Below are 25,531 nucleotides of genomic sequence, written 5' to 3' on the forward strand. Positions count from 1 at the left end.
TGAACCATGAGAGTGGGTCTTTCCGAATCTAGTGTTGAGGACATGACGAACACACTGAATGCCCCAAGGATCCGCATGGAGAAGGTCTCGCCCGAGGTCTACGAGGCCATGATGGCGCTGAGCATCGCCTCCGCCAAGGATGTCGACCCGAACCTCGCCGAGCTCATCAAGATCCGTGCGTCTCAGCTCAATCACTGTGCTTTCTGTCTCGATATGCACACCCACGACGCCCGCAAAAACGGTGAGACCGAGCAGCGCATTTACCTGCTCAACGCATGGGCGGAGGCCGGTGACATCTATACCGAGCGGGAAAAGGCGGCGCTGGCCCTCACCGAGGAGGCCACCGTGCTTTCCGCTGGTGAGCACGTGTCTGACGCGACCTACGCGCGGGCCGCCGAGGTCTTCAGCGATCGTGAGCTGGGACAGATCATCGGGATGATCCTGACGATTAACGCCTGGAATCGCATCGCTGTCAGTACCCGCAACGCCCCGAGGCGGCGTGTATAGATTTGCCACATTCTTTGCCGTCGGCGTGACAGAAGCGTGATCGTTTCGTAATCTAACCAGGTGATCTTGGCGAGATGGCGTGCGAAGGACGGTGAGAAGAGGCCCGTGATGCCGACCTCTCGCGTCGCGGGCCTCGCGCTGTCACTCGTTGCCGGCGCCGCCGCGATGGGGATCGCGAGCGAAGTCGGGCAGCCCAAGGTTCAGCTGTCGATTAAGCCGGAACAGGCTGCGATCGCGCTTGTCGCCGACGTACCGCGCGTACAGCGGGACCGGCGCTACATCTCGGGCGAAGCGCTGGCCATGGAGGCCAGGGCCAGGGCCATCAAGCCGTGTTCCACGGTCTTGTCCGGCGCGCAGCCTGCTGTCGCCCAGGCGGGGAATTTCTTGAAGGGGATGTTCGGCATCTCAGACATCGGTGGTGCCAGCGGTCGCGGAGGCGGCGGTGACCACGGTCGCGGTCTGGCCTTGGACTTCATGACGGGGTCCTACGCGACCGGCACTGCTCTGGCGAATTTCGTTCTCGCCAACCGTGATCGGTTGGGTGTGACCTACGTGATCTGGCAGCAGCGGTATAACGACGGCAATGGCTGGTCGATGATGGAGAACCGGGGCAGCGCGACCGCCAATCACTATGACCACGTGCACGTGTCGTTCCGTGCGGGTGCGAACCCTCCCGCGGTCAGCTGCTAGTCGGTTGTCCGTAGTCCTCCCAGACGAATTGGGGGATGCCCTCGGCGATCGTGATGGCCGCCAGGTATCCAGACCATCCGGCCCGAAGGAAACCAATACCGCGCGGGGACGGGCGAATCGACCGTCACATCAGACCCAGTAGGGCACCCGAGCGCGGAACTGGCGCATCACCAGGATCGCGACGGTCCAACCGATCACGGTGATGGCACAGGCGATGATCCAGTGATGAATCTGCTGATGAAGCCCGAGCAGCGGATCGCGGATGATCGCCAAGAAATGTACGAACGGGTTGAGCTGCACCACGGTGGCCAGCTTTCCGACCCGCTCGCCCAGCATGTTTTCGTTCCAGATGATTGGCGTCATGAAGAACAGCAACTGGACCAGGCTGCCCAGCAGCGGCGAGATATCGCGATAGCGGGTGGCCAACACGCCGAAAACCAGTGAAACCCATAGGCAATTCAGGACAATCAAGACCAGCGCGGGAAGGAAACTGAGATCGGTGTACTGCCAGTGCGGCGGATACACCGCGATGACGATCAGGAAGATGATGATGTTGTGCGCGAACAGCAGGAGCTGTCGCCACACCAGCCGATAGACGTGCACGCTGAGCGGGGTCGGCAACTGTTTGATCAGGCCCTCGTTGGCGACAAAGACATCGGAGCCCTCCAAGATTGCGGCGTTGAACAGGTTCCAGACGATCAAACCGATTGTCACGTAGGGCAAATGCTCCGCCAGGGGGAGCTTGAACAGCTGGGAGTACAGGATGCCCATCGCCAGCGCGGTCGAGCCGGTGGCGATGGTGATCCAGAACGGTCCCAGCACCGAGCGCCGATAGCGCTGCTTGATGTCCTGCCAGCCCAGCTGTAACCAGAGCTGCCGATGCTCGAAGCCGTCCGATAGGTCACGCCACGCCCGCTTGAAGGTTCGGGAGTCCGAAGACAGCTCCAGCATTTCCTGCGTCATTTCTCACTCTCCTGTACCGAAGGAGTCGGGTTGCCCGGCCGGCCGAATTGCTCGCGTCGGCCCAAGCGTCGCAAGGCAATCCATTCGCGCAGGCCGGCAAGATCGCGGCGGGTGACCATGAAGTACCAGCCGAAGCGCACCCATTCCTGAAGCAACAGCTTGCGCATGCCGGGTTGCGACATCAGGTAGCCGCGGTTGCGGTAGGTGAAGTACCGCTTGGTCTCATCGTCGGGGTACTGGGTATGCATGCGCCCGCCGAAGATCGGCTTGAATTCGGCGGCACCGTTGGGATGTAGATAGGTGGCGTTCAGGCAGGTTCCGAACGGCAGCCCCGAGCGCACGAGGCGCCGGTGTACGTCCACCTCGTCGCCGCGCACGAACAGGCGCAGGTCCGGAACGCCCACGGCCTCCAGCGTTTCCGCACGAAAGAGGGCACCGTTGAACAGCGACGCGATCCCCGGCAGCAGGTCTTGGCCGGCCTCGGTACGCAGCTCTTCCACACGCCGTCGCCATACCAGGCCGCGGCGCAGCGGAAACGCCAGCCGGCCGGGATCATCGATATCGCACACCATGGGCGACACCTCGGCGAGGCGATGCTTGCCGGCGCAGGCCAGCAGGGTTTCCAGTACGTCGGATCCGCCCGGGCGACCGTCGTCGTCGGCCAGCCACACCCAGTCGGCGCCCAAGGTGAGCGCGTGCAGCATGCCGAGCGCGAATCCGCCTGCACCCCCGAGGTTTCGGCGCGAACCCAGGTAGGTGGTGGCGATGGGCTGCCCATCCACCAGAGCCTTGACGGCGGGGTCGTTGTCGTTGTCCACCACGACCAGATGCGTGGGCGGCGTCGTCTGGGAGGCGACGATCGTCAGCGACTCGGCCAGCTGGGCCGCGCGTCGATAGGTGACGACGACGGCAACGACCGCCTCAGGCATGTCGCTCGTCTTCGGCGAGAATCTGGGCCACATGGTCGGCGGCCTCGTCGCCCTCGTAGGCGCGCACCACATCCTCGATGCCGCCACTCATTTTGATGGTGCCGTGGTCGATCCACATTGCCGTGTTGCACAGACGGGCCAGGAATTCGTTGGAGTGGCTGGCGAAGACGAGCATGCCGGAGCGTTCCACTAACTGCTGCAACCGGATTCGCGCCTTCTTCATGAACTCGGCGTCGACAGCTCCGATGCCCTCGTCGAGCAGCAGGATCTCCGGGTCGATGCTGGTGACCACGCCCATCGCGAGGCGAACCCGCATGCCGGTGGAGTACGTCCGCAGTGGCATGGAGAGGTATTCGCCCAGCTCGGTGAAGTCGGCGATCTCGTCGACCTTGGCCTGCATCTGCTTGCGGGTCTGTCCCAGGAACATGCCGCGGATGATGATGTTCTCGTACCCGGAGATCTCCGGATCCATGCCCACGCCCAGGTCGAAGACGGGCGCAACCCGGCCCTGCACGTACGAGCTGCCCCGGGTGGGTTCGTAGATTCCCGAAAGGAGCCGCAGCAGAGTCGATTTGCCGGCGCCGTTGTGACCGACGAGCCCCACCCGGTCGCCCTCCTTGAGGGAGAGCGTGATGTCACGCAGCGCTTCGATGACCACCACGTTCGAGGCGTTACGGCCGATTGCACCGCCGGCCTTGCCGAGGAACGCCTTCTTCAGCGAGCGCGACTTGGCGTCGAATATCGGGAATTCCACCCACGCGTCGTGGGTCTGGATACTGACCATGATGTTCGGGGCTTAGAGGTACTGGCCGGTGCCGCTGCCGCCCGCCGCGGGCACCGAAAGGCCCGGCGGCAGAGCGCCGCGCATCTGTTGAAGCTGCGCCCGGGCCGCCATCTGCTGAGCGAAGAGCGCGGTCTGGATGCCGTGGAACAGGCCCTCTAGCCAGCCCACCAGCTGCGCCTGCGCGATGCGTAGCTCGGCATCCGACGGAATAGTGTCCTCGTTGAACGGCAGCGCGAGACGCTCGAGTTCCTCGCGGAGCTCGGGGGCCAAACCGTCTTCCAGCTCGCGGACTGATTTGGCGTGGATCTCACGCAGCCGGGTGCGGCTTGCGTCATCGAGGGGAGCCGCGCGCACCTCCTCAAGCAGCTGCTTGATCATCGTGCCGATCCGCATCACCTTCGCGGGCTGTTCCACGAGATCGGTGATCGAAGGATCGTCGTCAGCGCCGTCGGCACTCTTGCCGGAGCCATCTGCTCCCAGAATGATTACCTGGTCCTCGGCGTCCTCGTAGTGACCTGGATCGGTCATCTGTCACCTTCCGCATGTGGTTTCGGGTCGCCGGCCCATTCGTAGATGCGGGCGGCGCCGTTGTCGTACAGCTTTCTCCATGATCGGGATCTGTCCAACGACCTTAGTCCGTCGGGGACCTTGAACCCCTGTACCACCGGAGTGCTGGTCATGACGTAGCGAATGTTCAGCGAGTGCACCGCGTCGGTGACGCGCCTGTCGGTATCGGCATCGTCGGCGTAGGCCCAGAAGATGTACCGGTGATAGCCCGGCCCTTGCTGCTGTGGGAAGTCGTAGTGCGTCCACAGCGGATGCAAACCCGCGACCGCGTACATCCATCCCGAGCCGTCCACGTTTCCGTCGCCGATCGTGGTGTCCTTGGCGCCGGGCAGGGTCGCTAGGTAGGCCATCGCGTCGAGCTTCTTGGGACCGACCATCACCTGGTCGTACTTGGCTCCCACGAGAGTCTTGTGTGGCAGGAAGTAATGGCGAGCGGAGAAGGTGCATGCCAGGGCCAGCACGATCGCGGTGGCCGCCAGCGCCCATTTTCGTGTTCGCTCCCCCTGCAGCCTCACCAGCGCGACAAATGCCAGGGTGAAGAGGCCGATACCCGCGGCGGGAGCCAGCAGCAAGCACACGATGGCCGACAGTCGTCGGGGGTCGCTGTAGAAGGCGTCGGAGAGCAGGGCTACCGCATGGCCGATGAATCCGCCAAAAGGTCTGGAGGAGTGGACAATCGCGACGATCAGCACCAGCCAGACGGCGATTGGCCAATACACCCGCTTCACGATCAGCACGATGGCGCCGAGCAGCGCCAGCCACAGCAGCGCGGACTGCACCGGATAGTCGGCCAGATGTCGGGTGTGCTGGGTGAGGGCATCCAGTAACGCGCGTTTCTTGCCCCACGGTGTGGCGAACTGATGCCCGGCGATGATCTCGGATAACTGCAGCAGGGTACGCAGCTGCGGGTAGAGCAGTACCAGCGATCCCGCGCCGGCGATGGCCAGCGGCACGAACCCATTGCCCAAGCGGCGTAAGGGTTTACGGTCCGTTCCCGTACGTCGAGACAACGGTGCCAGCAACCACCACGCGGCGACGAAGATGACCAGCACGATGGCGCCAGAGGTATGCACCGAGGCGACACCCACGAAGGCCAAGATTGCGACCGGTATGCGGCTGCGGTCGACGACCACGCTGGTGATGGCGATCATCGCCGGACCTACCAGGGCGAAGGACACCAAATTCGGGATAGCCGAGACGTAGAACTCGACATAGGGCAGCGCGGTGAACGATGCCGACAGCGCGGCCGCCGTGGCGGCGGAACCGGCCTGGAACGTGACGCTGGTGCGACCGCGCAGCATCTGCCACGTCAACCCTGCCGCGCCGAGCGGGATGAGCAGCGACCCGGCCACCGAGTAGAGGGTGTAGCTCGTCGTGGGGGCTGCTCCGGTCAGCTGGCAGAGCACCGCCGCCAACCCGTGGAAGGCCGACGGGTAGTAGAGGGTGGCGTGCGTCTCGACGTTGCGGAGGTCGCCCATGCGAGTCGACGATGCTTGCCCGGTCTCGAGGATGTAGCGGATGGTGTTTCCGTGCCACATCGAGTCCCAGGTGCTCGGAACCGATTGCCAATGGGTGAGCCCGCGCAGGAACGCGTAGAAGATCAGTGCGGTACCGATCGCGATCCCGAAGGCGACGGCCGCGAGAGCCGCATAATTATTTTGGGCTGAATGTTCACCGTGTTTATTTGGTCGCAGCCAGTGCCACAACAGCCGCGCGATGACGATCGCGCCGAACAGCGCAAACCCGGCGGAAACTGAGTTCCAGGGTATGCCGATTGAGCCAAAGACGACGATGCAGAACCCAACTAGGCCGTAGGTCAATGCAGGTGCGATGACGGCGGCCGAATGTGTTGGTAGCCCAAAGGCCCGACCGATCAGCCAGCCTGGAATGAACAGCAACAGCATTGCCGCAGCCACCCCGAGAGCGAACGACATTGTTCTAGTATGACTACACGAGACGGCGCCGTTGACAGTCGTCCGTCGGGGCGTGCTGCTACGACGGGTTCAGTGCCGTGACCTGTGGTGAGCATCTAAGGTGTCTGGCATGGCATATGACGTCGCCCGGGTGCGTGGTTTGCACCCGACGCTTGGCGACGGCTGGGTACATTTCGACACTCAAGCCGGCATGCTGATCCCGGATGCGGTTGCTACGACTGTATCCACTGCGTTCCGCGGATCTTTCTCCGACACGCGGGGACCGCACCCCAGTGCGCGGCGTAGCGCCGCGGTTTTGGAAGCGGCGCGGCAAGCTGCCGCTGATCTGGTGGGCGCCGATCCGCGGGGTGTGGTGCTGGGTAGCGACCGGGCGGTGCTGCTGAACTCCTTGGCCGAGGGGTCGTCATCGAAGGCCGGGCTGGGCTACGACTTGGTGGTGTCCAGGCTCGACGAAGAGGCCAATGTGCAGCCGTGGCTTCGTTCGGCCAACCGGTACGGAGCCAAGGTCAAATGGGCCGAGGTGGACATCGAATCTGGCGATCTGCCGTCGTGGCAGTGGGAGTCGTTGATTACGAAGCCGACTCGGCTGGTGGCAGTGACGGCGGCATCGTCGACTCTCGGCACGGTGCCGGACCTGCAGCAGGCCGCCAAGCTGGCGCATGCGGTCGGCGGCATCGTGGTGATGGACTGTTCGAGCCTGGTGCCGTACCGCGCCGTCGACCTGGACGCCCTGGACGCCGACGTTATCGCGTTCAATGCCACGGCCTGGGGTGGACCGCCGGTGGGCGCCTTGGTGTTTCGTGACCCTGCGTTGCTGGATTCGATCAGTTCGATATCACTTGACCCGCTCGCGAGCGGTCCGGCCCGACTGGAGCTGGGTGGACACCAGTTCGCGATGCTTGCCGGCCTGGTCGCGAGCGTGGAGTACCTGGCGGGTCTGGACGAGTCCGCCTCGGGCACTCGGCGGGAGCGTCTGCTGACGTCTCTGAACTCGGCTGGCGCATATCTGGACTGGTTGTTCAGGTATCTGGTGAGCGCGCTGAGGACATTGCCGCGTGTCATGGTCATCGGGGCTCCTGAGGACCGGATTCCCGCACTTAGCTTCACCGTGATTGGTGTTCCCGCGGACCGCGTGGTGCAGCGCCTCGCCGACAACGGAGTGTGCGCGATCGCCAACACCAGCTCACGGGTGCTCGACGCCATCGGTGTCAACGAGATCGGCGGCGCGATAACGGTTGGGTTGGGGCACTATTCGACGGCCGCCGAGGTTGATCAGCTGGTGCGCGCCGTCGCCTCGTTAGGCTGAGCACCTCACGCTCGCACGCTTAGAGCGTCAGCAGTATCTTGCCCACGACCCCGCCGCTCTCCAGCATGCGGTGCGCCTTCGCGGCCTGGCTGATGGGGATCTCTGCACCAACTACAGGCCGAACCTTGTTTCCCTCGATGAGTGGCCACAGGTTCTGTGTCACGGACGCCACGATCGCGGCCTTGCCGGCTGGGCCGTCGACGGGGCGGCCTCGCAGGGTGGTGGCAGTGATCGAGCCGCGTTTGGCGATCAGCTTGGCGATGTTGAGTTCGGCCACCACGCCGCCCTGCATGCCGATGATGATTAGGTGTCCGTCATTGCCAAGGGCATCGATGTTCCGGTCCAGATACTTCGCTCCCATGATGTCCAGAATGAGATCGGTGCCCGTCCCGCCGGTGAAACTGTGGACAGCCTGGACAAAATCAGCGTCGCGGTAGTTGATGGTCAGGTCGGCACCAAGATCGCGGCATGCAGAGAGTTTGTCGGGCGAGCCTGCGGTGACCGCCACCCGCACACCCAGCGCCTTGGCTACCTGAATGGCGTGGGTACCGATGCCGCTGGCGCCGCCATGAATCAAGATCGATTGTCCGGCAGTCATTCTCGCCGTCATCACCAGGTTTGACCACACCGTGCAGGCGACCTCTGGTAGCGCGGCCGCTATGTCAAGGTTGATACCTGAAGGAATCGGTAGCACCTGGCTAGCGGGCGCCACCACCCTCTCGGCGTAGCTACCGCCGGATAATAGCGCGCAAACAGGTTGCCCCACAGTCCATCGCGTAACATTCCGGCCGACTTCGCGGACGGTACCCGAGCATTCCAGACCCAAAATGGAGCTTGCTCCGGGTGGCGGGGTGTACAAACCTTGACGTTGCAGCAGATCAGCGCGATTGACTGCCGAGGCGGCCACATCAATCAAGATCTCATCCGGACCTGGGGTGGGCTCGGGAACCTCGGTCCAGCGCAGCGCTTCTGGCCCACCAGGATGATCAACGGTGATAGCGTGCATGACATCCAGACTATGCCGAGCTATCGAACATCGGGCATCAGACACAGCGGATGGAGGCGCGGTCTGGGCCATAGCTTGGCCGGCGGAAGGGGGATGGCGGATGAGTATGCGTTCAGAGAGCGAAGTCCCAGGACTCGATCTCGCCGAATTTCGTTCATGGCAAAACTTTTGGGTGGCAACGAATCGGTTGCACTTTCTGTTGAACCGCAAAATGGTTGCAACGCACAGCATTTCGCTGACCGATTTCCATGTGCTGCAGCAGTTGTTGCGGTCTGCCAATGGCAGCTGCCGGATGGGGGACATCGCGAACAGCCTGTTGGCCTCGCGTAGCCGCATCACTCATCAGGTGCGGCGCCTGGAGGAGCAGGGCCTGGTCAAGCGTGGGTCGATGCCCCAGGACCGTAGGGCGGTGCTGGCTGCGCTCACCGAGCCGGGACGCACGCTGGGCGAGGCGGCGATGCTCACGTATTCAGAGTGCGTGCGTGAGCACTATCTGATGCGGCTGACGCGACCCCAGCAGGCGGCGATTGCAGAGAGCTTCCGGCGGGTGGGTGAGGGCGCCGAGGAGGCGCTTAATGATGCCGAGGGCCGCGGCGGGGAGTAGGCCGTCGCGCGGAGCCGCTAGGCTTGCCCACGGTGGCGTGGCAGAGCGGCCTAATGCACTCGCCTTGAAAGCGAGAGTCGGCTAACACCGACCGGGGGTTCAAATCCCTCCGCCACCGCTGTTCAGGGCATATTTCCGGGAGTCTGTATCAGGTCCCGGAATTCCGCCACATGACACGACATGACACATGGGCTCCGGTATCGGTCCCACGGAGCAGTCGGCGTGTCGTTCACCGCGGTCGGTCTCACCGAATTTCAAGGGTGAGGTGCCGTCGGGGTACATCTCTCGGGCCATGCCGCGGTCCTGCAATGTGGTCAAGAGGATATCGACGGCCAGCAAGCGGTCAATATCGGGCGCGGCGCTCGTCGTAAGCGCGAGACCGGTCAGAGACACTGCCTCCTGAAACGGCGGAAAGTCCTCGATGCTGGGCTCAGTGCGTTCCCGGCTCATCGTCATGTCCATTCCCCAGAGCACTTCGTCAGTGGCATCACGCGGATGCAGGCACCGCATAAGCTGGGGCACCAACGGTCGATATCTATGAAGGGGCGGCGTGACATTGGCTGATACCTCCGATCTTCATCCGACCGTCGTACACGCCCTGCGGACCGGGGATGTGGGCCCGGCACAGGCTGCCGCCAAGCTCGGCGCACCGACCTCCGCTGCCAGGCCTGCGCAAGCCTTCCGAAGCGAATCACCGCGTGGGACAAAGAAGCAACCCCCGCCCACAGCCCTCGAAGAAGATGATTTCTACCAGAACTTCCGAAGCAGCCCGTTTGGCCGGCAATGAAGAGTCCTCAAGCGATGCTGCAGTTCCTGCGCAAGCGGAGACAAGACGCCGCCGAAAAACTGGCCCCGGCTTGGGCGACCCCGTATGGGTTGATCCCGTGAAGGGACACGGCAAGGCCGACACCTTGCGGATACTGGGATCATGAAGCGCGCCATCATCATGCTGGCTGCCCTGTCGGCCGCCTGCACCCCGACAACGACGACGGAAACCAAACCTGTCGCCACCACCACTGCGATCAGCGACCCGGCGCTCACCGCTCGATTCACCAATGTGCTGTGGCCAACGATCATGGACTACAGGTACTACGGCCAAGGAGACCCGCAGTCCCCACCAGGCCCAGATTCCGATATGGCCAAGTTCAATAACGTGATAGCGCCGGGAGTGACGGTCGATATCAAGCATCGAGCACAAGACATCGGAGAAATTCTCGGGCCAGACGGGGTGGAACTCGGCCAGACTGATCATCTCGCCTTGGCCAACACCACCATCCCGGAAATCAACGGTGCAGATGCCAAGGTAATTGCTTGCTATACATACGATTTCACTGCACGTAGCGATTACCCACACACCAGTGACCACGCCGTGCCGGGGGCATCCGAGGTCACGTTCACGCTGCACAAGACTAACGACTGGCTGGTACAGGAGATCGGCAACAACCGCACTGTGCCCGACTGCCAGTCCTCGAAGGCCTAGCTGAATCATGATGAAGCCACAGCCCCAACTCGACCCCATCCGCCTGGAACTGGCAGCCGGGTTGTACGACTCAGCGGTGTGGCAGTTCGAGGTGTATTGCGATGACGCGCAGCGTTATTACCTGGCAGTGCACGATGCGGCACGGCTACAGGGCCTGGCCGATCTCATTGCCTGGCAGGCCGAGAACTTGCGGCGCCGCGCAATGGTCGTCCGCGCGACCAACCAGATGCACGCCAATTACTTCGCCGGCGAGATCGCCGTATGTGACGACGCCGCGGGATTCGAAGCCTCGTTGCATGTACCGCCCCCGCCGCCGATTCCCGATCGGTCCAGCACTATAGATTTCGCGCTCCTGGCGCCGGCGCGCGACTTGTTCGATGAGGCGTACACCGTGCTGTCTCGCGGCGGGCAATCAGAGCTCACTGAGTGGGCAGCCGAGCAGGCCCGCGGCTTCTACGCCTGGTGTCACCCACCGGTGAACTCGTAGCAAGGCCATCCGCTGCGCGCCGGCCGTGGATCCCCGTTCATCAGTTCCGCCAACTGCTGTAGATCAGGGACTAGGCCGTCATCGCTCCACGTCTCGCTGTATCCACCGGGACAGCGCCACGGGTCATCGAAGGTGCGCCACTGCTCGGTAAGATTGAGTACTACCGCCTCGAGCGCGTAGGCGCAGCTGCGATGCTGGAGCGCCAACGTCTGCACGATGGTGTGCCGACGGCCGCCAGCTGCATGGTCGTGCATTCTGCGGTCCAGCGTGGCGCTAACTCCGACCTTGTACAGACCGATGTCGTTCAGATGGATGATGTAGACGCTCGTTGGTCGGTCGTGAGGCTCTCGGTCATGTGTTGACGTTGGGCACACCTGGAGGTGCCGAAGCCAATACAGCCGTTGTGAGACGATCTGAGCGCGAGTCTGCACAGGCCTCGGCCTGCGTACGAAGATCCGTGCGCCAGCCCTGCACTCACCGGTGAACAGGTATCCGGCATTGACCCATGCCCTGCATTGCCGTTTGCTCGGGTTGTTCGTCCACCACTCCGCTGAACATTTACCAATGGTGGCCCCAGACGGAAGCCCTCCATCGATCAATTCGTTGAAGAGCTCCTTTGGGACCTCCAGCTGCTCGTCGCGCTGCTCGGTAAACCACTGGTGCAAACGCTGGAACTTCGGTAGCGGCCCGACTGGGTCGTGCTCAATTGCCCCGGGCGGAGGCAGCGTCTCTAGATCCACCTCCGGCCAAGCCCATTTCGGCATAACCGCACGCACAGCGCGCACCGCTTCCCACACCTCGGCTTGCCGCTGCAGCGACCATTCAGACAGCCGGCCGCGCCCTTGAGTCTGTTTACCGCTGTCACCCATCCATAAAGCATGGCACCGCGTTGTGACACCTGACCCCACGTAAGCGGGCCAGATCCCTGGCTTGGCCTCGAATGTAGTCGAGTGCCAGAAAACGACCGGTTTAGTCACAGACATCCATTCTCGCAACGGAGCCGGTCGCGCGTGCCAAAACTCTGCGCCAGAATGGTGGACGATCACAACGCGCCAGAAGCGTTGATGTCAGGCGATTTCGGCACAATCGGCGCCATGAACGAGATGATCTCCGCATTGAGCGGTCGCCGGCTCGGCTACATGCGGGTCAGCACCGAATCTCAGGACGAGTTGTTGCAGCGTCAAGCTCTCGATAAGGCCGGAGTGGACACGCTCTACATGGAGCACGCCGTGAGCGGCACCACTACGTCCCGGCCCAAGCTCGACAAGATGTTGGCCGACATGCAGCGCGGCGATACGGTGATCTTCTACTCCCTGTCGCGATTGAGTCGCGGCACCAAGCACCTGTTGGAATTGTCGGAGCGGTTCGAGCGAGCATGGGTGGCGATGGTCTCGTGCACCGAACCGATCGATACAACTAGTCCTGCAGGTCGTTTCGCGTACACACTCCTTGCCGCCGTAGCGACCATGGAACGTGAGGTTCTTGCCGAGCGTACGAAGGCCGGCCTCGCCGCTGCTCGATCTCGCGGCGCGAAGATCGGCCGTCCCCGATCACTATCCACTGCGGACCGACGACACGCAAAGATGCTGTTCAACGGCGGCAGCTCCGCCGAAGAGATCGCCGCGTCGCTCCGTTGTTCCAAGAGCACTGCGTACCGCGCGTTGGCCGCCTAAAGCCTGCCGAGGGGCGGGTGGATGTGACCCGTGATTTAGAACGGATAGCTCACAGGCCTCCAGCCTCCTTCAACAGCCGCCGCAGCTGGAGTCGCTGTTCCTGTCGTCGTACTCTGCCCAATGTTTGCTGTCTTTGTGGACACCCGCGTCGTCTGGGCGTAGTGTCACGTCCCTGAAGGCTTTGCGGAAGTTGATGGAGGCGGCGTGTCGGGGAGCAATAGATCAGCTAAACAGCTGACAGCAGTGACAGACTGCCGTGATTTGGCGCGTTCAGGTCCGGCCACGCAGGAGTTGCTTACGCGTGATCTTGCTTCTCCCTCCGGCGTCAATCGCGACTCCGGCCGGAGGCTTTCCTCTTTCGCTGGTGGCTGTGTTCTGGTTGTCGGCGCGGTGGCTGCGCTGCACAACCTGTATCGCGACGGCGACGGAGTGTCTGACCTGATCGCCTGGGCTGGGTTGTTGCTGCTGGCGTTGACTGCGCTCGGTGGCGGGATCAAGCTCGCGATGTGGGGCGCCGCGCCGGTAACCACCGCGGTGTTCGATGGGGCGAAGGCCCGCCTCTCGGAGCCGCTTCCGGCGGTGGTCGCGTCGGGTGCGGTCATCGCCGGGGCGCTGGGCATGTGGTGGACGTTCCGGGGCGGCTATACCAGCTGGTGGTACTCGCTCACCGGTGAGAGTCAGTGGTCGTTGTCGCTTGGGGTAGGTCAGATGCTCATCGCCGTCCTGGCGGGTGCTGTGCTGTTCACTGGCGGCCGGTACCTGACCGGTTTGGTCAAGGAAGCGCTCACCGATTCGGGTCTGCTCATGGAGCGCGAACGCGACCGCGCAGCCAGTAAGCGGCGCGCACCGGAAGGGCTGTGGCATCCGGGCCTGGTGGCTGCCCTTATCGGCGGTGGTTTGGGCTTGGTGCTGCTGACCGCCGGGATCACCCCGCGGCTGTATGTGTGGATCACCGGCCCTGATGTGTTTCCCGCGGTGGCCGCTATCGCCGCGGTGCTGCTGTGGGCGATTGGTTCGAACCTGGGTTGGTGGAAAGGCCTTGGCGGTCTGTACACCTGGGCCACGGATGCCTCGCAGAAAGCCTCAGCGGTCACGGGTGTGGTTGCGCTGCTCATGTTCTCAGCTGGGGGACTGGGTTTGGGCTGGTTCACTCCGGCGACGGTGCCGCAGGCTCATGCGGCGTGCCCGCCGGACTGCGGCGGCCCGGGCGGTAGCGATGGCCCTCCTGGTGGTGGCCAGATTTTCCAGCCGCCAAGCCAGGGTGGGCAACAGATGCCCGACTATCAGGGCGGTATCAACCAGCCGCCGATGGACCAAAACGGCTCGGTGTCGATCTACAACACTCAAGCCCCTTCGGCGGGCAACAGCACTGGCTCCCAGGGCGCGCAGCAGGAGCCTCAGCAAGGGTGGGATCAGCCCGCACACGGCACCCAGCCCCCGGATTATCAGAACGCGACGCCGTACACGCAGGGACCGGGCAGGCCGAATCCGGATTTCAACGGCGGACAAGCCAACCCGGGATCTCAAGGCGGCCAGCCCAACCAGGGTGCGCAGCAGCCAGCGCAACAGCCGCAGCAGGCATCACAGCAGCCGCCGCAGAACAACACGGGGCAGCAGCCGAATCAGCAGCCCAACCAGTCCGATCAGCAGAAGATCGACGACCTGACGCATCAGCTGCAGGACCAGCAGCAGAAGTCCGGTCAGAATCGTCAGCGTGTCGATGATCTGACCAAGCAGCTCCAGCAGAAGCAGAACGGCAATCAGAAGCAGCAGCAGTTGCCCAAATTGCCGTCGTCGAAGGACAAAAAGAAAGACGACCAGAAGGACCCCGACGATCAGTCCGGCGACAATGACTTGACCGCGCTGCTGTTGGGTGCGGCCTCGACGCGGCGCCGCAAGCAGGACGAGCAGCAGGGCCCTGACACGCAGGCGCTCGGTCAGGATGCATCCCAAGCGGTGCAAGGGCTTCCGGGCGATGTGCAGACCTATGTGCAGTCGGGCCAGCAGATTGGCGAGTCGTCGGGGCAGGCCGCTCAGGGCTTTGGGTCGGCTGCGCAGGCCGGTGCCTCGCTGGCCTCATCGGCGCAATCCGGCGCGGTGAACCCGCAGGACGCGATCACCCTGGTTCAGGGTGTCTCGCAGGGTGTGCAAGGCACAGCCGACGCGGTCAATGCGGGTAGTCAGATCGTGAAAACTGCTCAGGGAGAGGCCGATCAAGTTGCGCAGGCAGTTGGGGACGCCAACCCGCAGCTGAAATCGCAGACCGAGCAATTCACGCAACTCAACGACCAAGCGTCCCAGGTCACCGATCTCGTTGGGCAGGGCGCCCAGCTCACCTCACAAGGTGCTGGCGCCGTAAACACGGTGAGCAGTATGGGGTCGGGCGGACTGCCGTCGGAGGCGGCGAGTGAAGCACCAGATGAGATGGTGGGGTGGGCGACGTCGACGAGCGGCCCGGCTGGGAGCGGTCCGGCCACCTTTGGCGGACCTCAACCGGAGCTTCCCGCTCCATCTGATCCAAGCGGTGACGGGGTGCCAACGACTGATGACGTCGTGCCGCTGATCGCGGGGCAACCGGTCACCATCGATCAGTCGGTGCCGTTCAAACCGACGACCGCGGGTGTGCAAGTGCCCGACATGCTGGTCACCGGCAAGGCGAGTTTCCTGCCTCAAGGCGATACCGATACCGGACTAGCTTCCTTCGTGTGGCAGTACCAGGGTCTGGGAACTTCACCGACGGAGGTTGCCGAACAAACCACTGAAATCTGGGTCAACGGTGAGAAGGTCGAGCCCAAACTGCTGGAGGCAGTCAACAACTACACGCTGTTCGTGCCCCAGGTTACGGACGGCGACACCATTCTGTTTAAACAGACCGCGACCGTCGAATGGTTCGAAGGAAACATTCAGCGCCAAGCCACAGGAACACTTGAAGGCTACTTACAGGCGCAAAACGCCCCAGGCACCTCCGCGGTGATGACCAAGATGAGCAGCGGAGCTCGCGGCCGGCAGGGTATGGAGGCAGTCGGTCTGCCGCAGAACACCGAGAAGATCTTTCCGAGCTCGTCTACGAAGAAGTTCCGTATTCCCGATGTACTGGTGCAGGCGCCTGTCAATATGTTGGGCGAAGTCAAGAATGTCGGGAAACTGTCGCTGACCCAGCAGTTGACGGAGTACCTGCGGTACGCAAAAGCGAACGGATACGCTGTGCATCTATTTGTCCGCCAGGGGGAGGGCACTCAACTGTCGGGGCCGCTTCAAGTGCTCGTAGACTCAGGGCAAATAGTCCTTCACAAGGTGATATAGCATGGAGTCGATGGCCAAAGAGCTTGTGCAGGAACCACATCCGATTGATGATGACGATTTCTACAATCGGATCGATCTTTTGTCGACCGAGGAATCCTGGTCTGAAATCGCACCATGGCTCGAAGCGCTGAAACGTGACAGGACCGAAGCCTTCAGGCAGGCCCATGGCGGGAATAAGACGCCGGTCGCCGCCGCCAATGTGCCAGTCTTGGTGAAGTACCTGTACCGCATCCCGAGTCGGAAACAGCAGCGGTCAATCATTATTGAGCTCGGGAAGATGCGTCCTTACTCGATTGATGCCCTTATTGAGGCCTATCGGGAATTCGCCGGAACGCGCGATTGTGGCGGTACGGAGATGCGGCGGTACATCTCCGATGCGATAGACGGCAAGCTCAATGAAGAGCAGATAGAGAGGATCTTCGGATTGATCGACGAGCTCCCCCGCAAAGCAGACGCGGACTTCCTCTTATCGGCGGTGTCGCGAACGAAGAAACAACGCGAGCGTGCAGTGTTGTTGATCAAAGAAGTACTCGAAACCCCAGTTGGATCCGAGGATGCTGTTGAGGTCATACCGCCTGCGGCTGTCGCTGCGGCGGGCAAGCTACGTGATCCCAGGTTGTATACGCCGTTGAAAACGCTCGCAAATACCCCGGATAAGTGGCTGCAAGATAGGGTGAAACGGGCACTGACGCAGTGCGAACCGAAGCAGGAGAACAAGACATGAGCTGGCGGGACACCACGACTGCCAATGCCCAAGATGCGCTAGATACTCTGTTCAGCACCGCCATTGACATGGCGGTGCTGAACCTGCAGAAGGCTGACAGCTTCATCCCGTTCGCCGTTACCGTCAATGCGCAGCAAGAGCATTCCCTGCTGTCAGGTGCGGGGGAAGACGCGAAGCAGACTATCGTGACTCTAGAGCGCGAATTGGCATCGCAGAAGGACGAACTCGCCGCGTACGCCCTCGCTTACGACACGCGGGTCGCGGCGCTGAGTTCGGATGCCATCGAGGTGCGTTTACAGCACCGCGAAGGCGCCGCGATGACCGTGCAAATCCCGTACACCAAGCGGGGCAACACTATTGAGGTGGGCGACCTGATCGCGCAGACGGCGACGCGCACGATCTGGTAGCGAATACTCCGCTCTGGCTAGGACTTCACAGCAACAGTGGACTGTGCGAATTTTGCGAGCGCAGTACTAATCAAAGCTGGTCTGAGTGATCCAAGTTCTCAAACCGTCGGGGTCTTGCCGCTGTACAGTACCCTAGTAGCAAATAAATGGAAGGCTGTCCCAGCAGCTGAGGCTCCGCCTGGAGCGGTCGCTATATTCGGCAGTGCGTACAATCGGCACGTCGAGTTTGTCTCCGCTAACGATGCTGGAAAACTCACGCTTATAGGGTCAAATAACACAGGACCTGGAGGGGAAGGGCCGCGGAAAGTCGGCTTCGAGGCTCCATGGAGTAGCGCGATCACCTATCTGAAGCCCCCGTCCTGAGCCGGGATCACGTTAACCTAGCAGCAAATTAAAGAGGCTTCCATGTTGAGGATATTGACTCCGCTTCTGTTAGTTCTGGCGGGCTCCCTGATCAGTGCACCCTTTGCGTCGGCGGATGTGGATCCACAATCACCCGAAGGCTGCGTAATCCTCAAGCCAGCACTGACAGATCTCGATGCCAAATTCGGGCAATCTGTTCAGCTGGTGATCAGTTCTAAATATGAAACGTTCCGCATCTCAGATGATGGCCGCTGGGCTTTTGTGTATGCCAAGATGCGCAATGCAAACGGCGGGCCCGTTGCGTATCTGGATTCGGAGGACGCCGAAGCCGCCAAGCACGGCGTGAAGTCGCAGCAGTATGCCGGGCTCCTGCAGCGCGGCGACACAGGGCAGTGGACTCTAATCACCAGCAGCATAGGGCCGACCGATGTTCCCTGGGTGACATGGAGCCGCGACTACGCGGCGCCGCCCGAACTCTTCCCCGCCGCCCACTAACCAAGCACACCGAATCGCTGCGGGCGGCCCGCGTTGACGGCGCCCCGGTGGCGTTAGGCCACCCGCATGCTGCGGCCCGCCTTCGTGGCCCGCATCATCACGGGAAATATGCGCCGCGGTCCAACTTTGGCGACTTAGGCCTTGGGTCCGCCGCCCTCCGCCAACCTGCGCACCGCGTCGATGAAGACGTCGATCTCGTCGAAGGTGTTGTAGAAGGCGAACGACGGTCGCACGGTCTGTTCCAGCCCGAGGCGCCGCAGGATCGGCTGGGCGCAGTGATGGCCGGCCCGCACCGCGATACCGTCGGCGTTCAGTGCCGTGCCGACCTCCACCGGGTCGTGTCCGTCGAGAACAAAGGACAGCACCGAGGCCTTGTGATCGGCCGTACCCACCAGCCGCACACCGGGAATCGCTGCCAACAGCGGCGTCGCGTACTCCAGCAGCGCGTGTTCGTACTCGGCGATCCGATCGATGCCGATGCGCTCCACATACCGCAACGCTTCACCGAGCCCGACGGCATCGGCGATGTTCCCGGTGCCCGCCTCGAACTTGTTGGGCGGACCCTGGAACACCGAACGCTGCAACGTCACGTCGGCGATCATGTTGCCGCCGCCCTGCCACGGTGGCGTCTCCGCCAAGGCATCCTCGCTGCCGTACAGCACGCCGATTCCGGTGGGGCCGTAGATCTTATGGCCGGAGAAGACGAAGAAGTCGGCCCCGAGCTCCTGCAGGTTCACCGTCAGGTGCGGCACCGACTGGGCGCCGTCGATCAGCACGCGTGCGCCGTACCGATGCGCGATCTCAACGATCTGCTTGGCCGGCGTCACCGTTCCCAGCGCATTGGAAACTTGGGTGGCCGCAACCAGTTTGGTGCGCGGGCCGACCAGGTCCTCCAACTCGGACAGCAGCAAGTTACCGGCATCGTCCACCGGCGCCACCTTGATGACGGCGCCGGTCTTCTTGGCGATCTGTTGCCACGGCACGATATTGGCGTGATGCTCTAGATGGGTGATGACGATCTCGTCCCCGTGCCCGAGGTTCTTGCCACCCCAGGCATGCGCCACCAGGTTGATCGCCTCGGTGGCGCCGCGCACAAAGATGATGTTCTCGTCGGCCTCGGCGCCCAGGAACTTGCGGACCGCTCCGCGCGCATCCTCGTAGGCGTCCGTCGCCCGCGCCGCCAGTTCGTGTGCCGCACGGTGGATGTTCGAGTTCTCGTGCTGATAGAAGTGCACCAGCCGATCGATCACCGACTGCGGCTTCTGGGTAGTGGCCGCGTTGTCGAACCAGATCAACGGCTTGCCGTTGACGGTCTCGGTGAGAATCGGGAAGTCCGCCCGAATTGCCGCGACGTCGAAGGCGCGGGCATCCTCGTGTGTCGGCGCGGCGGCGGGTGCCCCACCCAGGAAGTAGTAGTTCTGCGCATCGTCACCGGCCGGGGCGACCGGCGTCGTCCAACCGAGGTCCGGAACCGTGAGCCCCTCCGAGTGCGGCGCCACACGGGGTACCGATGGGGCTGTCGCGACGACGGGAGTGGCGAGCACACCCGGAATCGTCGGTACCAAGCCGGCGGGAATGCCGAACGGATCCACCACGTCCGCAGCCGGATACGTGGCGGCGGTGTGGGCAGCCGACGTCCCCGAGGTCAGATCTCCGCCCCCGCCGCGCGGAGCAACCGGTACTGCTCCGGGGACACCGTCTGGCGCACCCGAACCGAATGCTGCCACGGGGGGAGCCACCGTTGCCGTCGATAGCACGTCCGCCACGGGTGCCGGCGCGTACGGACTGGCCAACGAGCCCGCCGTGGCTGCCGCGGACGACCCCGCGGTCGCGTCAGGGACGGTACCCCGGGGTGCGACGGGTACCGCAGGTCCCGGGGTATCGATACCCGGAGCTCCGGTCGGCGTTGTCTCCCAGAACAACTGAGTGGCCAAAGCCGACAGCTCCGCCGCGGAAGGGAAACCAGGCGGACTGTCGGTTACCGGAATCGCATCACTTGTAGGCATGGAACTTGTCCACCTGCACGTCGTCGAGAACGGCCAGTGCGTCATCAGTCAGCACGGCCAGCGACGAATACAGGGTGACGAGGTACGAGGCGATGGCCGACCGGTTGATTCCGGTGAATCGCACCGAGAGACCCGGTGCCTGCTCGCCAACTAGGCCGGGCTGGAAGAGTCCGACGACGCCCTGGCGCTCCTCGCCGGTGCGCACCAGCAGGAACTTGGTCTTGGCGTCCGTCACCGGAACCTTGTCCGACGGGATGATTGGGATACCGCGCCAGGTAAGGAACTGCGCGCCGAACAAGCTCACCACAGCCGGCGGCACGCCGCGGCGGGTGGCCTCACGGCCGAACGCCGCGACTCCCAAGGGGTGGGTCAAGAAGAAACCGGGGGTCTTCCACACCTTGGTAATCAGCGCGTCCAGGTCGTCCGGGGTAGGAGGGCCACCGAGCGTCTTGATGGTCTGCTCCGGGGTCGCCTGAGCGAGCAGGCCGTACTCGGCGTTGTTGATGAGCTCGCTTTCCTGACGTTCTTTGACGGACTCGATGGTCAGGCGCAGCTGCTGGGCGATCTGGTCGTGCGGGCTGGAGTACAGGTCGGAGACCCGGGTGTTGATGTCGAGCAGGGTCGAGATGGTCCGCAGCGTGAACTCGCGCGGGTTGGTCTCGTAGTCGACGTAGGTCTGCGGCAGCGGGGCCTCGCCCTCACCCTGCTCCTCGCTGTGGATGGCGACCTTGTCTGGGTTGATCACTCGGTTCACGCGGTAGATGCCCGCCTCGACGGGAACCCAGTTCAGCAGGTGCAGCAGCCACCGCGGGGTGATCGTCGAGAGCTGGGGGACGGTCTTGGTCGCGTTGGCTAGCTGCCGTGCGGCAAGGTCGCCGAGGGCCTGGGATTCGTTCTTGGCAGCGGGCACAGCGGATTCCTCCTCGGCGATATGGATCAAGACCTGACGAATGGAAGCCTAATCGCGATTGCCGCCGCGCATCAGGTAAGGAACACCCCTGCGTCAAACTCGGTTCAAGTCCGCCAGGTGTCGACTTTCCGGATGGTCCACTCGCACTTTCGCCCGACAAGTCGATAGTCGCGGGTACGTACACTTGTTGCATGCAGCATTTCGCACCGTCGAGCCGCCTCCGGCCGATCAGCGGGCTGCGCGCCGACATGACCGCGACGCGCAGCGCCGCCGCATGTTGCTGTTGTTGTTGATTCCCCCACCCCCGCCCCTGGCATCCCGGCTCGCCATACCCCGACATTTATCGGGGTAGCTGAGCTCCTGGGTTGCAATACGTCGGCATAAGGATCAACCAACCCATGACCACTCATTCTTTGCTAGCGCTCGTCGAATGGCCGTCTGCCCGCGTCACTGGCAGGAGCCGTCGCCGTAATACCGAGGTGCTCCCGTCGCGCCTGACGCGGTACCGAGGCGGCACATATTCGTCCACCGTGGACGAGGTTGTGTTCATCGACGGAACTTCTGCTCGCACTGATTTAATTCGCCTCAACCCCAGCATCGCGGCCTACTCGCTGGATATCGCGGGGATCGCCCCCAACCTGCCGTCGGACTATCAGGTGGCGGACTGGTTGTCGGTCGCGAATCTGCGGGCCCGTACCCGCGAGACCCAGGCCGCGTGGATCCTGGCCAACTCCTATCCGGCGTTGTCGACGGCGGAGCTGAGTCGTCGGCTGCGTGAGACGGGCTATTTGGGCGGCGCCAATACCGTTGCGAACATCAAGGACCACGAGGCCATTGCCGGAACCCAGGCGGCCATCTGGTTTCTCACCAACGGCATAGAGCTGGACACTGCGGCGCGCAATGTGCCCGGTGCGACGCGAAAGTCGCCGTCCTTCATCGAGTTTGAATTCGGGGAACGCCCCCAGCTGGGCGGCTTCGTGGTGCGTACCGCGGCCGCGCAGGGGCAGGCGGGGGTACGTCTGCACGCATCTGTCGACGGTGCCGCGTGGCGCGAGGTGTCCTCCTCGGAGTTGAACTTCACCGAAGGCGAGACCAGGTACGTCAAGGCCTTGGGGGTGGGCGCGACGGTGGCCGAAACCCGCCACGGTGCATCGGATCTCGGGTATCGCTTCTATCGCCTGTACGTCCAGGGTGGTACCGACCACGTCGAGGATGTCGATTTCTGGTTGCACGACGCGCGCAACCATCGGAATGCCGACCGGGTTGTGCAGCTGTATCGGTATCTGCTGGAACAGTCGGCGATCGCTGCCGGCCACGCGCAGCGTCCCCCGGTAATCGATGACTCGCAGGCCGTGATGGCGGCGGGCCTGGTTGGTCCGTTTGTGCTGGATTCGCAGCGCCCGGTGCTGCTTTCGTTGTCGGCCGGCGCCACGGCGATGGACATCTCCGGTTCCGAGCTTGCCGGAACGGCGGACCCGGGCACCCGTTTCTACGTGCGTCCCGGTGAGCGCGCCGCGGCGGTGACGGTCTCTGTAGTCGATCCGGACGCGACGGCGCCGGTGCTGACGGGGGTGGCCGAGGGGCCATTGACCCCGCTGGCCTTGGTGCATCCGGGTGCTCGGGAAGTCATCGAGTTCACGATCGAATGGGCCGAAGCCGCCGAACTGTCGCGGGTGAGTTAGCGCCAGGTACGTGCGAACTCAAGGAAAGCGTCGTTCTCCTCGGGTGCACCGATGGTGACGCGGACTCCGTCGGTCGCAAAGGGGCGCACGATGATTCGAGCCTCGGCGGAGGCCTGTGCGAACTCCGCGGAGCGCTCGCCCAACGGCAGCCACACGAAGTTGGCCTGTGACGGAGGTACGTCGTACCCGGCCGCCCGCAGCGCGGTGGTCACCCGAGCGCGTTCGGTGACAACGTCATTGGTGCGCGCCAGGAGTTCCTCGGCCGCACCGAGCGAGGCCACTGCGGCGGCCTGAGCGAGGCTGGACGCACTGAACGGCACGTACACCTTGCCGAGCGTCGTGATGACGGCGGGATCGCCGATCGCGTAGCCGACGCGCAGACCGGCAAGGCCGTAAGCCTTCGAGAAGGTCCGTAACACAATCACATTGGGGTGTTCGCGGACCAATGCGACGCTATCTGTGCTTGATCCTCTTCGCGCAAGCGGCTCATCGGTGAAATCCTCGCGGACGTACTCGACGTAGGCCTCGTCGATTGCGATGAGGATGTGGGACGGCACCGTCTCCACGAACCGCCGTAGCTCATGCGGCGGTACCACGGTGCCGGTCGGATTGTTCGGGTTGCACACGAAGATCAGGCGGGTGGCGTCCGTCACCGCGGCGGCCATCGCGTTTAGGTCGTAGGTGTAGTCGGTCAGCGGCACCTGTACCGGCGTGGCCCCGGCGACCCGGACCACCAGGGGGTAGGTCTCAAAGGAGCGCCAGCCGAACAGCACCTCGTCGCCGACGGTCGCGGTGATCTGGACGAGCTGCTGGCACAGGCTCACCGACCCACATCCCACCGCGATGTGCTCGGGAGCTATGTCCACGTGCTTGGCCAGGTGCGAGCGCAGCTCGGCGTACCCGTTGTCGGGGTATCGGTTGATCAGCGAGGTGGCCTCGGCGATGGCTGCGCGCACGCTCGGGAGGGGCTCGTGGACGGTCTCGTTACTGGCGAGCTTGATGGCGCCGGGGACGGTGCGTCCCGGGGTGTAGGCCGGCAGTTCGGTCAGTTCGGGGCGAAGCCGCGCGGGCACCGATGAGCCGCTTGCGCGAAGAGAGTCAGGCACGCTGACCAGAGTATCGGTGCATGTTGAGCCGGATGACGACCAACGGCTTTGCCTTTGGAGCGCGCGGGCCTGTACTCTGTGCCCTCGGCGGTACGGGATCCATTTTATGGGCTCCGATACCCTCGGGAAGTTCAGGAGGCGTGCCAGAGCGGCCGAATGGGACTCACTGCTAATGAGTTGTCCCCCTCAAAGGGGACCGGAGGTTCAAATCCTCTCGCCTCCGCGTCGGTCTGCAGGCCAAACCTGTTGACCTACAACAATTGAATAGCACGCGCCCGTAGCTCAACGGATAGAGCACTTGACTACGGATCAAGAGGTTAGGGGTTCGAATCCCTTCGGGCGCACCACGACTTCTTCACGAGTGAGTGAGAAGCTATGACACAGGTTCAGCGGTATTTCCCGCACCATCCCCGCGAGGTGTGGTCGGCGCTCATCGACCCGGCGTCGTGGTGGGGTAAGCCCGATGTCCCGGTCGACGTCGCCGTGGGGAGTACTTTCACGATGACCACCGTTCAGGTCGTCGGTACGCGGTTCACCGGCGTGTTCGAGGTCGAGTTCCTCGACGCTCTTCCGTACGAGCATTTCACGCTCGGATTTCTCGCGCACGCAAGCGCGGGGCAATCGGCTCGCTGGACCCGGCGGGTGGACTTTCGTGAGCACGAGGGCGGCACCGCGCTGACGGTGACCAACATGGGCGTCAACCTCGACGATCTCGATGAACGAGTCCTGTTGCGGGTCGTTGAAGAGGTTCAGGCGACCGAGTTGTACGGCATCGCCAAACTGCTGGATCAGCCGCGCCGCTAGCCTTCGCACTCCAACCCTCTGGTGTCCAAACGCATGCCGATCTTGAACACGCGCATGAAGCTTCGGCGCCGAACGGCAGTTCGGCATGCGTTTGGACGCAGGGGACCGGCGTCAGGGTCACGCCAGCCCGTCACGCAGCTTCTGAAACCCTTGGGCGACAAGCTCCCCGGGCTCGCCTGGCAGCCCGGTCTTGGTGATTGCCAGCTGGATGACCGTTCTGAGGACCGCGTAGGCGGCATTGCAGACCAACAGTGGATACAGGTCGACGTCGGAATCCAGGCCGGCGCGCCGGCTGACTTCGGCGAGCACCAGCGCTCCCGCATCGTCGGGTCGGGCGGCGGCGTGCGCCGCCAAGCCCGGATTTTGCGCCGACAATCGGGTGACAGCGACCGCGGTGCCGAACGCCGCCGAGGTCGCCAGGTGCACGATCGCTGCCTCCAGAGAATCGAGGACGCGCTCGCCGCCGGGACGCTGACGTAACAGCTCGATTGCGGTGTCCTCGACGCCCTGCAGTGAGAAGAGGACCGCGTCTTCCTTGCTGGTGAAGTAGTTGCGAAAGGTGCGCGGCGAGACGCGTACAGCGTCGGCGATGTCGTCGATGGTGACCGCGGCGAGGTCTCCGCGTTCCTGTGCCAGTTCAAGGGCCGCCCGGCTCAGCGCCAGCTTGGTCTCGGACTTCTTCTGCTCACGCAGGCCGGGGAGTGGGGGCATGCGGCCATTCTAACAAACCTTCCAAATTAGGAAACTTTGCCGATTAGTGAAACGTTTAGTCAGTAGATCCGGCGCGCCATCCGAGCGGCC

25 protein-coding genes and 3 tRNA genes are annotated in these 25,531 nt (G+C 63.3%); 16 read left to right on the top strand and 12 right to left on the bottom strand.

The features are described 5' to 3' along the window. Positions 1-42: 42 nt before the first annotated feature. Both FZI91_RS17625 and FZI91_RS17630 read left to right on the top strand, forming a co-directional pair. Positions 43-507 carry a carboxymuconolactone decarboxylase family protein gene (locus FZI91_RS17625; RefSeq protein WP_155940358.1) on the top strand — a complete coding sequence of 155 codons (465 nt, stop codon included), beginning with the start codon at positions 43-45 and terminating at the stop codon, positions 505-507. A gap of 108 nt (positions 508-615) precedes the next feature. Then, positions 616-1,197 carry a hypothetical protein gene (locus FZI91_RS17630; protein WP_155940359.1) on the top strand — a complete coding sequence of 194 codons (582 nt, stop codon included), beginning with the start codon at positions 616-618 and terminating at the stop codon, positions 1,195-1,197. A 129-nt stretch (positions 1,198-1,326) separates the two neighbouring features. Here FZI91_RS17630 and FZI91_RS17635 read toward each other — a convergent pair whose 3' ends face one another. From FZI91_RS17635 to FZI91_RS17655, 5 genes are read right to left on the bottom strand one after another with little or no spacing between them, the layout of a single operon-like run. After that, positions 1,327-2,160 (bottom strand): ABC transporter permease, encoded by an 834-nt coding sequence (locus FZI91_RS17635; RefSeq protein ID WP_155940360.1) that lies wholly within the window; start codon positions 2,158-2,160, stop codon positions 1,327-1,329. Continuing rightward, a complete protein-coding gene (locus FZI91_RS17640) occupies positions 2,157-3,089 on the bottom strand; it encodes a glycosyltransferase (protein ID WP_155940361.1) in 933 nt (310 codons plus the stop codon). Before FZI91_RS17640 ends, FZI91_RS17635 begins: the two co-directional genes overlap by 4 nt. Next, positions 3,082-3,873 (bottom strand): ABC transporter ATP-binding protein, encoded by a 792-nt coding sequence (locus tag FZI91_RS17645; RefSeq protein ID WP_155940362.1) that lies wholly within the window; start codon positions 3,871-3,873, stop codon positions 3,082-3,084. Before FZI91_RS17645 ends, FZI91_RS17640 begins: the two co-directional genes overlap by 8 nt. A gap of 12 nt (positions 3,874-3,885) precedes the next feature. Continuing rightward, positions 3,886-4,401 carry a bacterial proteasome activator family protein gene (locus tag FZI91_RS17650; RefSeq protein WP_155940363.1) on the bottom strand — a complete coding sequence of 172 codons (516 nt, stop codon included), beginning with the start codon at positions 4,399-4,401 and terminating at the stop codon, positions 3,886-3,888. Continuing rightward, a complete protein-coding gene (locus FZI91_RS17655) occupies positions 4,398-6,374 on the bottom strand; it encodes a DUF6541 family protein (RefSeq protein WP_155940364.1) in 1,977 nt (658 codons plus the stop codon). Before FZI91_RS17655 ends, FZI91_RS17650 begins: the two co-directional genes overlap by 4 nt. Positions 6,375-6,483: 109 nt before the next feature. On the opposite strand from FZI91_RS17655, the gene FZI91_RS17660 reads away from it, so the two are divergent. Continuing rightward, on the top strand, positions 6,484-7,680 hold the full coding sequence (locus FZI91_RS17660; protein WP_155940365.1) for a cysteine desulfurase-like protein: 1,197 nt from the start codon (positions 6,484-6,486) through the stop codon (positions 7,678-7,680). 19 nt (positions 7,681-7,699) lie between these two features. On the opposite strand, the gene FZI91_RS17665 is transcribed toward FZI91_RS17660, so the two are convergent. Continuing rightward, the gene (locus tag FZI91_RS17665; protein WP_155940366.1) at positions 7,700-8,686 is read right to left on the bottom strand and encodes an NAD(P)H-quinone oxidoreductase; all 987 of its coding nucleotides are present in this window, start codon (positions 8,684-8,686) and stop codon (positions 7,700-7,702) included. Between the two features lie 100 nt (positions 8,687-8,786). Here FZI91_RS17665 and FZI91_RS17670 point away from each other — a divergent pair, with 100 nt between their 5' ends. Both FZI91_RS17670 and FZI91_RS17675 read left to right on the top strand, forming a co-directional pair. Beyond that, a complete protein-coding gene (locus FZI91_RS17670) occupies positions 8,787-9,290 on the top strand; it encodes a MarR family transcriptional regulator (protein WP_155940367.1) in 504 nt (167 codons plus the stop codon). Positions 9,291-9,321: 31 nt separating this feature from the next. Further along, positions 9,322-9,408: transfer RNA gene (locus FZI91_RS17675), tRNA-Ser, on the top strand. Here FZI91_RS17675 and FZI91_RS17680 read toward each other — a convergent pair. Further along, a complete protein-coding gene (locus FZI91_RS17680; protein ID WP_155940368.1) occupies positions 9,390-9,746 on the bottom strand; it encodes a hypothetical protein in 357 nt (118 codons plus the stop codon). The genes FZI91_RS17675 and FZI91_RS17680 overlap by 19 nt on opposite strands. A 472-nt stretch (positions 9,747-10,218) precedes the next feature. Here FZI91_RS17680 and FZI91_RS17685 point away from each other — a divergent pair, with 472 nt between their 5' ends. Both FZI91_RS17685 and FZI91_RS17690 read left to right on the top strand, forming a co-directional pair. Next, entirely contained in the window at positions 10,219-10,770 is a 552-nt protein-coding gene (locus FZI91_RS17685; protein WP_155940369.1) for a hypothetical protein, read from the top strand. 7 nt (positions 10,771-10,777) lie between these two features. Continuing rightward, positions 10,778-11,257 carry a hypothetical protein gene (locus FZI91_RS17690; RefSeq protein ID WP_155940370.1) on the top strand — a complete coding sequence of 160 codons (480 nt, stop codon included), beginning with the start codon at positions 10,778-10,780 and terminating at the stop codon, positions 11,255-11,257. On the opposite strand, the gene FZI91_RS17695 is transcribed toward FZI91_RS17690, so the two are convergent. Further along, positions 11,236-12,126 carry a hypothetical protein gene (locus FZI91_RS17695; RefSeq protein WP_155940371.1) on the bottom strand — a complete coding sequence of 297 codons (891 nt, stop codon included), beginning with the start codon at positions 12,124-12,126 and terminating at the stop codon, positions 11,236-11,238. The two genes, FZI91_RS17690 and FZI91_RS17695, sit on opposite strands and share 22 nt — an antisense overlap. 225 nt (positions 12,127-12,351) lie before the next feature. Here FZI91_RS17695 and FZI91_RS17700 point away from each other — a divergent pair, with 225 nt between their 5' ends. The 5 genes from FZI91_RS17700 to FZI91_RS17720 all read left to right on the top strand — a co-directional run bounded on the left by FZI91_RS17700 (position 12,352) and on the right by FZI91_RS17720 (position 18,222). Further along, positions 12,352-12,930, top strand: a complete 579-nt coding sequence (locus FZI91_RS17700; protein ID WP_239001787.1) for a recombinase family protein — start codon at positions 12,352-12,354, stop codon at positions 12,928-12,930. Positions 12,931-13,134: 204 nt separating this feature from the next. After that, the gene (locus FZI91_RS17705; RefSeq protein WP_162526161.1) at positions 13,135-16,233 is read left to right on the top strand and encodes a putative toxin; all 3,099 of its coding nucleotides are present in this window, start codon (positions 13,135-13,137) and stop codon (positions 16,231-16,233) included. Positions 16,234-16,243: 10 nt separating this feature from the next. Beyond that, positions 16,244-16,957, top strand: coding sequence for a hypothetical protein (locus FZI91_RS17710; RefSeq protein ID WP_155940372.1), 714 nt, complete (start codon positions 16,244-16,246; stop codon positions 16,955-16,957). Continuing rightward, positions 16,954-17,364, top strand: coding sequence for a hypothetical protein (locus tag FZI91_RS17715; protein ID WP_155940373.1), 411 nt, complete (start codon positions 16,954-16,956; stop codon positions 17,362-17,364). Before FZI91_RS17710 ends, FZI91_RS17715 begins: the two co-directional genes overlap by 4 nt. Before the next feature lie 405 nt (positions 17,365-17,769). Further along, entirely contained in the window at positions 17,770-18,222 is a 453-nt protein-coding gene (locus FZI91_RS17720) for a hypothetical protein (RefSeq protein WP_155940374.1), read from the top strand. A gap of 134 nt (positions 18,223-18,356) precedes the next feature. Here the strand turns inward: FZI91_RS17720 and FZI91_RS17725 are convergent, their stop codons facing one another. Continuing rightward, positions 18,357-20,228 (bottom strand): family 2A encapsulin nanocompartment cargo protein cysteine desulfurase, encoded by a 1,872-nt coding sequence (locus FZI91_RS17725; protein WP_155940375.1) that lies wholly within the window; start codon positions 20,226-20,228, stop codon positions 18,357-18,359. Beyond that, the gene (locus tag FZI91_RS17730; protein ID WP_162526160.1) at positions 20,215-21,138 is read right to left on the bottom strand and encodes a family 2A encapsulin nanocompartment shell protein; all 924 of its coding nucleotides are present in this window, start codon (positions 21,136-21,138) and stop codon (positions 20,215-20,217) included. Before FZI91_RS17730 ends, FZI91_RS17725 begins: the two co-directional genes overlap by 14 nt. 398 nt (positions 21,139-21,536) lie before the next feature. Between FZI91_RS17730 and FZI91_RS17735 the strand changes: the two genes are divergently transcribed. Then, positions 21,537-22,820, top strand: a complete 1,284-nt coding sequence (locus FZI91_RS17735) for a TQXA domain-containing protein (protein ID WP_155940377.1) — start codon at positions 21,537-21,539, stop codon at positions 22,818-22,820. Here FZI91_RS17735 and hisC read toward each other — a convergent pair. Next, a complete protein-coding gene (gene hisC / locus FZI91_RS17740; protein ID WP_162525423.1) occupies positions 22,817-23,893 on the bottom strand; it encodes a histidinol-phosphate transaminase in 1,077 nt (358 codons plus the stop codon). The two genes, FZI91_RS17735 and hisC, sit on opposite strands and share 4 nt — an antisense overlap. Before the next feature lie 167 nt (positions 23,894-24,060). On the opposite strand from hisC, the gene FZI91_RS17745 reads away from it, so the two are divergent. The 3 genes from FZI91_RS17745 to FZI91_RS17755 all read left to right on the top strand — a co-directional run bounded on the left by FZI91_RS17745 (position 24,061) and on the right by FZI91_RS17755 (position 24,730). Beyond that, positions 24,061-24,149, top strand: a tRNA-Ser gene (locus FZI91_RS17745). A gap of 48 nt (positions 24,150-24,197) precedes the next feature. Further along, positions 24,198-24,273: transfer RNA gene (locus FZI91_RS17750), tRNA-Arg, on the top strand. A 28-nt stretch (positions 24,274-24,301) separates the two neighbouring features. Then, positions 24,302-24,730, top strand: coding sequence for an SRPBCC domain-containing protein (locus tag FZI91_RS17755; RefSeq protein WP_155940379.1), 429 nt, complete (start codon positions 24,302-24,304; stop codon positions 24,728-24,730). 117 nt (positions 24,731-24,847) lie between these two features. Here FZI91_RS17755 and FZI91_RS17760 read toward each other — a convergent pair whose 3' ends face one another. Continuing rightward, positions 24,848-25,441, bottom strand: coding sequence for a TetR/AcrR family transcriptional regulator (locus tag FZI91_RS17760; protein WP_155940380.1), 594 nt, complete (start codon positions 25,439-25,441; stop codon positions 24,848-24,850). Positions 25,442-25,531: the final 90 nt, after the last annotated feature.

This window comes from Mycobacteroides sp. CBMA 271 (assembly GCF_009729205.1).
GTDB lineage: Bacteria > Actinomycetota > Actinomycetes > Mycobacteriales > Mycobacteriaceae > Mycobacterium.

What these genes read in the sequence shown, in the direction of transcription:
- FZI91_RS17625 (WP_155940358.1), top strand. Translation starts at nt 43, where the DNA reads ATGACGAACACACTGAATGCCCCAAGGATCCGCATGGAGAAGGTCTCG.
- FZI91_RS17630 (WP_155940359.1), top strand. Translation starts at nt 616, where the DNA reads ATGCCGACCTCTCGCGTCGCGGGCCTCGCGCTGTCACTCGTTGCCGGC.
- FZI91_RS17635 (WP_155940360.1), bottom strand. Translation starts at nt 2,160, where the DNA reads ATGACGCAGGAAATGCTGGAGCTGTCTTCGGACTCCCGAACCTTCAAG.
- FZI91_RS17640 (WP_155940361.1), bottom strand. Translation starts at nt 3,089, where the DNA reads ATGCCTGAGGCGGTCGTTGCCGTCGTCGTCACCTATCGACGCGCGGCC.
- FZI91_RS17645 (WP_155940362.1), bottom strand. Translation starts at nt 3,873, where the DNA reads ATGGTCAGTATCCAGACCCACGACGCGTGGGTGGAATTCCCGATATTC.
- FZI91_RS17650 (WP_155940363.1), bottom strand. Translation starts at nt 4,401, where the DNA reads ATGACCGATCCAGGTCACTACGAGGACGCCGAGGACCAGGTAATCATT.
- FZI91_RS17655 (WP_155940364.1), bottom strand. Translation starts at nt 6,374, where the DNA reads ATGTCGTTCGCTCTCGGGGTGGCTGCGGCAATGCTGTTGCTGTTCATT.
- FZI91_RS17660 (WP_155940365.1), top strand. Translation starts at nt 6,484, where the DNA reads ATGGCATATGACGTCGCCCGGGTGCGTGGTTTGCACCCGACGCTTGGC.
- FZI91_RS17665 (WP_155940366.1), bottom strand. Translation starts at nt 8,686, where the DNA reads ATGCACGCTATCACCGTTGATCATCCTGGTGGGCCAGAAGCGCTGCGC.
- FZI91_RS17670 (WP_155940367.1), top strand. Translation starts at nt 8,787, where the DNA reads ATGAGTATGCGTTCAGAGAGCGAAGTCCCAGGACTCGATCTCGCCGAA.
- FZI91_RS17680 (WP_155940368.1), bottom strand. Translation starts at nt 9,746, where the DNA reads ATGACGATGAGCCGGGAACGCACTGAGCCCAGCATCGAGGACTTTCCG.
- FZI91_RS17685 (WP_155940369.1), top strand. Translation starts at nt 10,219, where the DNA reads ATGAAGCGCGCCATCATCATGCTGGCTGCCCTGTCGGCCGCCTGCACC.
- FZI91_RS17690 (WP_155940370.1), top strand. Translation starts at nt 10,778, where the DNA reads ATGATGAAGCCACAGCCCCAACTCGACCCCATCCGCCTGGAACTGGCA.
- FZI91_RS17695 (WP_155940371.1), bottom strand. Translation starts at nt 12,126, where the DNA reads ATGGGTGACAGCGGTAAACAGACTCAAGGGCGCGGCCGGCTGTCTGAA.
- FZI91_RS17700 (WP_239001787.1), top strand. Translation starts at nt 12,352, where the DNA reads ATGAACGAGATGATCTCCGCATTGAGCGGTCGCCGGCTCGGCTACATG.
- FZI91_RS17710 (WP_155940372.1), top strand. Translation starts at nt 16,244, where the DNA reads ATGGCCAAAGAGCTTGTGCAGGAACCACATCCGATTGATGATGACGAT.
- FZI91_RS17715 (WP_155940373.1), top strand. Translation starts at nt 16,954, where the DNA reads ATGAGCTGGCGGGACACCACGACTGCCAATGCCCAAGATGCGCTAGAT.
- FZI91_RS17720 (WP_155940374.1), top strand. Translation starts at nt 17,770, where the DNA reads ATGTTGAGGATATTGACTCCGCTTCTGTTAGTTCTGGCGGGCTCCCTG.
- FZI91_RS17725 (WP_155940375.1), bottom strand. Translation starts at nt 20,228, where the DNA reads ATGCCTACAAGTGATGCGATTCCGGTAACCGACAGTCCGCCTGGTTTC.
- FZI91_RS17735 (WP_155940377.1), top strand. Translation starts at nt 21,537, where the DNA reads ATGACCACTCATTCTTTGCTAGCGCTCGTCGAATGGCCGTCTGCCCGC.
- FZI91_RS17755 (WP_155940379.1), top strand. Translation starts at nt 24,302, where the DNA reads ATGACACAGGTTCAGCGGTATTTCCCGCACCATCCCCGCGAGGTGTGG.
- FZI91_RS17760 (WP_155940380.1), bottom strand. Translation starts at nt 25,441, where the DNA reads ATGCCCCCACTCCCCGGCCTGCGTGAGCAGAAGAAGTCCGAGACCAAG.